The organism is Haliea sp. (assembly GCF_040222615.1).
In the GTDB taxonomy this organism is placed as follows: Bacteria; Pseudomonadota; Gammaproteobacteria; order Pseudomonadales; family Halieaceae; genus Haliea.
This window is the reverse complement of record NZ_JAVKCQ010000049.1, coordinates 1-3,366: the sequence shown is the minus strand read 5'-3', so window position 1 is coordinate 3,366 and position 3,366 is coordinate 1. Positions and strand designations below refer to the sequence as shown.

Below are 3,366 nucleotides of genomic sequence, written 5' to 3'. Positions count from 1 at the left end.
ACGGTTGAACTTCATGAGGGTGCCGGTAAGACGCCCGTTTTGTGGTGATTCGAAGCTCACCCGAGCGCCCGGGTGGAACTGCATCATGGATTGGTGTGCCTGCAGTGATTCCAGCATCTTCAGGCGTTCAACAATCCGGTGGTTGAGTGCCACCAACTCATCGGCACTCAGGTGATCAATCTCCATGCTCATGCTGTTCTACCACGCCAAGGCAGCGGCGCTTCAATGGCCTCCACTGGCGCTGGCGTTCACCCCTGCCACCGAGTCACTGAACATCCAGTTTCTTGCGGTTATGGCAATATTGGAATAACCGCAAAAAACTGGGTGTTCTCGGATTCGGTGTACGGCGTCAAAGCCAGTGCCAACCTGTATTTTCTGGTGGAGTCGGCAAAAGCCATCGGGTTGAGGCCCTGCGGATACCTCCGCGGGTCTCTACGGCACTGCCGCAAGCTGAATCTGTGGAGGACATCGAAAACCGCCTACCATGGTCTTAAAAAAACTCCGCGGAGACGCGACTGTTATGACCCAGCTAAAACTGCACAATCCTTCCGGACACAGGACAGCGGGACGGAACGTGGAGGTCTGGTGCACCCTCTCATCGCTTATGCAGACCTGGTGGCAACGGGCGACCCGCGCAACCTCGATACGGCTAAACGGCTTCGTGAAAAATACCTTCGTTAATATCGCGGGCAAGCTGCCTCGGGGACTGGTAGCGCTGTATGGCGATATCAACGAAGTGGCGAAGAGCCTGGATATCGACTCCCTGGCGGTTGTCATGTCAGTGCTCGGCTTTACTGAAGCCATGGAAACTGCATTTTCCATACAGATCAGCGATAACCCTGATATGACTATTTCTGTCGCGTCCCTGGCCGGTGTTGCCATGCTCAAGCTGGTGGCCTGGGTTGAACGCGAGGTAGCGGTCAAACCCAGGAACGCCATGGACCTAGTCTACCTGATGGAAAGCTAATCCAAAATTCCGGAAATTTTTGCAGCGGTTTATGAAGAAGGCTGCATGGAAGCTTAGGACTGGGATGAAACAAAGGTCAGTGCTATGAAGCTCGGACGGGATGCGGGGGCAACTGCAGCTGACCTATGACCAGTTGCGCGGCCTGGTGCGCAAATACCGCCTGTCCACGCGCAGCGCACAACCACGCCAATTTGCGATCCCGGGAAATGACTGCTAGTTTAATATGAACACTAACAGACTCCGACCAGCGATTGGCCGCCGAGGGAGCTGTTTCAGTGATGAAGGCTACGCGCAACGCTGCAGTACATTTCCACCGGCTCGCCATCCCGGCCCTGCTGGCCGCCGCGCTGGTGGCCTCATTTCCCGCCTGGTCACAGGGGCCGGGCGCAGGCGGCGCTGCCACTGCAGCACCCCCCTCTTTGCAAGCGCTCCGGCAAGACTGCGAAAAGCTCTGGAGAGAAGGCCTTGCCTATGTTGAGAAAGACCTCTCGGAACTACTGCGAGACATCGGCGAGGACCGCTCCCACTGGCTGCCCCACAACAGGAAGCGTGTGCAGGAACTCACCGAGGAACTGGTGAGTATCCGCGCCACACTCGCCTACTGCGAAGCCACGTTCACCTCCACAGACAAGAAGCCGCGTCCCGACGGCATACTCGGGCCCGTGAGCATGCCCGACTGGGGCAATGCGGGTAACACGCCCGGCGCCAGCGATATCGACTTTTCCATGCTGTTTGTGAGTACGCGCTGCGAGCTCTGCCGCAAGCAGGTGCGCGAGATGAACGACTGGATTCTTTCGCACCTGAAACCCACGATGATTCGCAACTACCTCTGGGGCAGGTTCGCAGCACCCGGCGAGGCGCAGGAAATCGCCGTGCGACGCACCACGCACGGGGAGGAGGACACCGCGTTGTTTCAGCAGCAGTACGGCGAACGACTCGCCGCGCTGCGCAATTGCGAGGACCTCTACTGCGCCAATCGAGACGAAGACGGCCCGGCTACCGACGGCAGCCCTGCGATGCCCAGCGACACCGCGACGCGTGCAACGCCCACCAAGGAGCCCTACAACTACTTTACCGACAAGACACACTGCCTGCACCCCGACTGCCTGTTCCTCGCCGAACAGCTGGCTCAGCGGAACCCCGTTTATACCGATCTCATGGACACCATCATTTCGCTGGAAGCGCAACTCGCGAAAGCCGGTGCCACGCTGAAGAACTGCAGCGACTGCCAGGCAGCCGAGATCAGCCGCCTGATCCGGGTACGCGACAGCATCTACCGCGACCTCGCTACCATTCGCGCAAGGCGGCTGCCGCTGTGGACAGAAATGGTCAACCTGGACGCCGACCTGCGGGAGTGTGAGAAGAAGTGGTGCAGCCGCAGCTCAATCCATTACGACCCGCGCTATGAGATTGGTGGGGGCCGAGGCTACCGGAGTTTACCTCACCTGGTTCAAGAAGCGCTGCTCGGCGGGCCCGGTCGAAAGGCGCTGCCTGAGAGCACCGAGGCCGAGGAGGGTGGCTGGGGCGAGTTTTCCCCCAGTTTCAAATACACCCTGCCAGGTAGGGCTTTTTCGACCCGCGAGGATCCACCGCGGATGACTTACCCGGCCGGGGCGAACGGCGCTGCCGTATTCGACCGGGAGAAAAAACCCTCTCCAGAGGGCAAGGCCGAGCCTGCCGTGCCACGCTCCTCGCAACAGCCCAGCCCAACTGCATCGGCTGGCAGCCACAGCCCGTACGGGCGCCTGCTCATCGGCCTGGATAGCGCCCGCATGGCGCAGCTAGCCGCGCGCCAGCCCGGCGAAGTGCTGGTCGCGGTGATCGACAGCGGCGCCGACTTCAGCCACCCGGACCTCGCAGCCGCCCTGTGGCACAACCCCGGCGAACGCTACAACTACCGCGACGACGACGGCAACGGCCTGATCGACGACATCAGCGGCTGGAACTACATCGCCCACAATGCGGTCACGCAAGACGACAACGGCCACGGCACCCTGGTCGCCGGCATCATCGCCTCCCGCGGCGATGCCAACGACAGCATGGCCGGCGTCAATCCCTGGGCGCGTATTCTGCCGCTCAAGGCCACCAACCGGCGCGGCGACGGCAACAGCGTCGGCGTAGCCGCCGCCATCACCGAGGCGGTCAATCGCGGCGCACGGGTGATCAACGTCAGCCTTGGCGGCGAGCAGTTCGCCGCTGCCGAGGAAACCGCGGTGCGCTATGCACACGACGGGGGCGCGTTGGTGGTGGTGGCCGCCGGCAACCAGAACAGCGACACACAGGCTTTCTGGCCCGCGGGGCTCGACAACGTCATCACCGTGGCGGCGCTGGACGCCCACGGCGAGCGGGCCGCTTTTTCGAACTGGGGCAGCGCGGTGGATATCGCCGCGCCCGGCTCG

General features: G+C 61.6%; 4 protein-coding genes and 1 pseudogene. 4 read left to right on the top strand and 1 reads right to left on the bottom strand.

Translation table 11 applies throughout. From position 1 onward, the window contains the following. Window positions 1–192 (bottom strand): annotated as a pseudogene (locus tag RJQ10_RS04555) (hypothetical protein); the annotation flags it as partial. Here RJQ10_RS04555 and RJQ10_RS04550 point away from each other — a divergent pair. From RJQ10_RS04550 to RJQ10_RS04535, 4 genes are all read left to right on the top strand, one after another. After that, window positions 185–310 carry a hypothetical protein gene (locus RJQ10_RS04550; RefSeq protein WP_350144068.1) on the top strand — a complete coding sequence of 42 codons (126 nt, stop codon included), beginning with the start codon at window positions 185–187 and terminating at the stop codon, window positions 308–310. The pseudogene RJQ10_RS04555 and the gene RJQ10_RS04550 overlap by 8 nt on opposite strands. A gap of 14 nt (window positions 311–324) precedes the next feature. Next, window positions 325–681, top strand: a complete 357-nt coding sequence (locus RJQ10_RS04545) for a type IV toxin-antitoxin system AbiEi family antitoxin (RefSeq protein WP_350144065.1) — start codon at window positions 325–327, stop codon at window positions 679–681. Then, entirely contained in the window at window positions 662–967 is a 306-nt protein-coding gene (locus RJQ10_RS04540) for a hypothetical protein (protein WP_350144060.1), read from the top strand. Before RJQ10_RS04545 ends, RJQ10_RS04540 begins: the two co-directional genes overlap by 20 nt. Window positions 968–1,245: 278 nt before the next feature. Further along, the coding region (locus RJQ10_RS04535) for a S8 family serine peptidase (protein WP_350144062.1) at window positions 1,246–3,366 on the top strand (2,121 nt) is incomplete at its 3' end.

Bases quoted from the DNA above. Each gene is read 5' to 3' on its own strand.
- RJQ10_RS04550 (WP_350144068.1), top strand. From the start codon at position 185: ATGCTCATGCTGTTCTACCACGCCAAGGCAGCGGCGCTTCAATGGCCT.